This is a genomic window from Streptomyces sp. NPDC054840, assembly GCF_053611065.1.
Window position 1 is genome coordinate 1 of the sequence record NZ_JBSGZP010000722.1, and the last position, 3584, is coordinate 3584.

Below are 3584 nucleotides of genomic sequence, written 5' to 3' on the forward strand. Positions count from 1 at the left end.
GCCACGGAACGCGAAGAGCCCCACCGCAAGCGGTGGGGCTCTTCGACGTATTGCCCGGTGAGACTAATGGCGGAGGGTACGAGATTCGAACTCGTGAGGGGTTGCCCGCAGCACGCTTTCCAGATGTTCGTACGGCCGTCCAGCGGGGGCCGTACTTGTCCTGACCTGGGGTGGAGTGACTGGGGCGCCATCTGGCGGACGGCCCCGGACGGGGGCGAATGCAACCAGAACTGCAACCACCGCTCGACTACTTACGCCCCTCGGGGCCGTACCACTGGAGGGGTTGGCCGGTTACTGCGGCGATGCGCTCGAAGTCGTGGTCACAGTGCAGGAGGGTGAGCCCCTGCAACTCGGCAGTCGCGGCGACGACGAGATCCACCGCACCGGCGCTGCGGTGCTTGCCTTGTTTGGTGAGGGCCTCTTGGACCTGCCAGGCCCGGTCGTAGGCACGGTCGTCGACCGGGGCCCAGCCGAAGATCAGACGGACGTCCTCGATGCCACGTGCCCGGTCGGCGGCCGATCGGGGGCTGTAGAAGAACTCCAGCTCCGTGATGGGGCACGTGGCGATCATGCCGGCGGCCGCCGCCTGGTCCCAGCCGTACTGCTCCGCGTCGCCCCGCATGAAGCGGGCGAGGGCGCTGGTGTCGATCAGGTAGAGAGCGGCGTTCACCGTCGGTAGTTCCGCTTGTCCTCGAAGAGTGTCAGATCGAACGCGCCTTCGTCGGCCGCTGCGCGCAGGCGGGTCAAAGCCAGCGCGCGCCGCCTGTTCTCCAGTACCTCGCGCAGGGCCGTGTTGACCGTTTCCTTCTTGGTGCTGGTCCCCAGGGCCTTGGCTACGTCTGCGACCAGCTCGTCATCGAGGTCGATCACCGTTCGACTCATTGTGCACCCCCCTTATATCAACTGTGGAGACAACTATACCTCTCATGGTTCACCGGGTGCCATGGGACGGACGGGCTCGGGCCGCGTCTGCGGGGCTATGCCGGCATGACGCTGCGGATGCGGGAGAGAGTGAAGACTCGTTCGTCGTTTCGCAGGTGGCACCAGGCGTTCAGGTAGGGCGGGTCGAGTTCTAGGCTGCTGAGGGTGCGTACGGTACGACTGCCCGAGGTGGCGACGTACTCGACCGTGATGGCGGTGCCGGCGTCGATGGCATGGGCGAGCTGGCGGACGTCGCTGTACGACAGGTGCTTCGTGTATCCGGCGGCGATCTCCTCGGTGTCCGTTCCAAAAGGAACTCCGGTGCCAAAGGGGTCGGGGTCCGGCGCGCTCGGTGGTGCGGTAAGCAGTCGGACGGCCAGGGCATCCGTGTCAACGGCTGCCGGGGCCTTCGAGGCGGGGATCGCCGTGCTTCGGGTGCCGCGCTGGTCGCCCGCCTTCCGAGGGGTCGGAACAGGAGCGGCCGCCCGCTGGGGCCGGGTCTTCTCGACGCGTACGGTTCCGTCGGCCGTTTCGGCGACGGGGGCGTAGCCCTCGGCGCGGAGCGCAGCGAGGGTTGTGCCGAGTGAGCTGCGGCTGACGAGCACAGTCGGCGCGAGCTGCCGCAGGCCGAGCTTGGAGAGCTTGCGGTGGGCGGCGAGTTCGGCCAGGAGCGCCGGCTCCTCGCCGTGGAGGACGCAGGCGGCCGGGGCGATGCGCACGCGTCCGTGGCCGCGCGCGGTGTCGGTGATGAGATAGGACAGCGGCTGGGGCAGGGGCCCGGCTGCGATGGCGGCCAGATCGGCTGCGATATCCCCCGGGGCGCGACCGGCGTCCAGGGCCCGTCGGATGCTGCCGGAGCTGAACCGCCACACCGAGGCCGTGCCACTGGTTTCCCGGTCCGCGACGGCATCGAGGACTACGGCGAGCCGCGCGGCCGGTGTGCCGGTGACGACGGCGGTGAGGTCGGCGCCGATCCGGGCCGTTTCGGCGGCCGGGGGCAGTAGCCGCCGGCACGTGGCGGTCAGTCCTTGCCTGTCGTCGACGAGCAGATGGGCGCCGAGAGCCGACAGAGCGCCTCGGGCGATCACTCCCAACAGTTCGGCCTCGCGGATCACCGTGGCGAATGGGGTTGCGTCCGTGGGCGGGGTGTCGGCGAGCGGGCGATGCCAGGCCACCGTCGGTCCGAGATCGGAGGCGGCCTTCACACCCTGACCGGCCGGGAGCTCTGCCGCTGCGGCAAACAGCCCGTGGCGGGCCTGGCGGCAGCCGTTACAGGGCGGTGCCCCCGCGAGGGCGGAGAGCGCCTTGTTGTCCTCGTCGCGCGCCTGGGTTGGGGTGCGCGGCAGGTCGCGCCAAGCCTGGAGCAGCGTGGCAAGCCGCTCCGAGGGTTCCTGTTCCGCCCAGACGTCGTATGCCTTGGTCGGTGCCACGCGGTCGCCGTCCCGGGCCAGCAGCCCGGCCGTGTACCCGGCCTCCAGGGTGATGCGGACCACGGCATCCTCGGCCTGAGCGGCCTTGCCGATCCGGGCCAGCTCACGTGCGCCGATCCCACCGGACTTGAGTGTGGTCGGCGGAGCCGAGGAACAGGCCGAGAGTACCGAGGCGGCGTGGGCCGCGAGCGCCGTGGCCGCGGCTGCGGCCTCCCGCTCCACCTCGGCGGGGGTGATGGACACCAGCTGAGGGGACGGTGGAAGCGGGTCGAAGGGGGCGTGCCAAGTGGGCCCGCGCAACGCAAGGGCGACTTCGACGGGCATGCGCGCGGGACCGAACCGGTGGCGGTCCTGGATCAGGAGTCCCCGGTCAAGTGCCCATCGCGCCCCCGGTTCGAGGACGGGGCCAGGGGTTCCAAACATGATGACCTGCGGCTGCCTCGGCGCAGACCCCGCCCGGTGGGCCAGCAGCTTCTGTGTGACCGCGGGTGCTCGTGCCACCACTTCGGCGACGGCTTCCGGGTAGCTGTGGTGTTCTACCAGGGCGGCCAGCCGCTGCTGCTTGGTGCCGGGCGGCTTGATCTCCAGTGCCACCAGCATGCCGCGCAGCTCCTCTGAGGTCGCGCCCGTCAGCAGCCTCTCCAGGGGAGCATCCAGCCCCAGGGGAGCGTCCCACGCCTGCCGCAGGGACGCGGCCATGCGGAGTGTCCCGTTACCGTCCGGCCAGACCAGCGCGTGATCGGCCAGTGTCTCCAGCACGGCGTCCAGTCCTCGGGCGGCTTCGCCGTCCGTCGCTCCCAGCAGCTTCGCCAGGGCACCCCGCGTCGCCGATTCTCCCAGTGCCACCAGAGCCTCGGCTGCCTGCAGGCACGGCAGCGCGAGCCGTGGGAGGGCGAGAGCCACCGACCCCGGGCGCTGGAGGCGGTCCGCCAGTTCCCCCACCGTGCGCGGCTCTGGAGGTGACGCCGCGTCGTTCCGCGCCGCGAGCACGCGCGCCAGGCGCGGGGAGTCGAGACGGCCCAGCCAGGCTGCCAGCGTTGATCGGGACTTCATAGGGGTGCACCTCGTGAGGCAGGGCCGCAACAGCACCGGAGCCGCCCCGGCACAGGTTCCCAGCATGGCGGATTCGCCTTCGCCGCCGGTGCCGTACGTAGGCGGATTCCCCCGTGGGCGTCGGCATCTCGCGAGCGGTGTCGCTTACAAAGGCGTTGAAATATCCCGAAAGGAGGCATG

General features: G+C 70.5%; 3 protein-coding genes. All 3 read right to left on the minus strand.

Translation table 11 applies throughout. The features are described 5' to 3' along the window. Nucleotides 1-247: 247 nt before the first annotated feature. Entirely contained in the window at nucleotides 248-670 is a 423-nt protein-coding gene (locus tag ACWGIU_RS32885) for a PIN domain-containing protein (RefSeq protein WP_453711767.1), read from the minus strand. Further along, nucleotides 667-882 carry a type II toxin-antitoxin system VapB family antitoxin gene (locus tag ACWGIU_RS32890; protein ID WP_079428878.1) on the minus strand — a complete coding sequence of 72 codons (216 nt, stop codon included), beginning with the start codon at nucleotides 880-882 and terminating at the stop codon, nucleotides 667-669. Before ACWGIU_RS32890 ends, ACWGIU_RS32885 begins: the two co-directional genes overlap by 4 nt. A gap of 95 nt (nucleotides 883-977) precedes the next feature. After that, a complete protein-coding gene (locus tag ACWGIU_RS32895) occupies nucleotides 978-3404 on the minus strand; it encodes a helicase-associated domain-containing protein (protein WP_453711768.1) in 2427 nt (808 codons plus the stop codon). Nucleotides 3405-3584 lie beyond the last annotated feature (180 nt).

What these genes read in the sequence shown, in the direction of transcription:
- ACWGIU_RS32895 (WP_453711768.1), bottom strand. Translation starts at nt 3,404, where the DNA reads ATGAAGTCCCGATCAACGCTGGCAGCCTGGCTGGGCCGTCTCGACTCC.
- ACWGIU_RS32890 (WP_079428878.1), bottom strand. Translation starts at nt 882, where the DNA reads ATGAGTCGAACGGTGATCGACCTCGATGACGAGCTGGTCGCAGACGTA.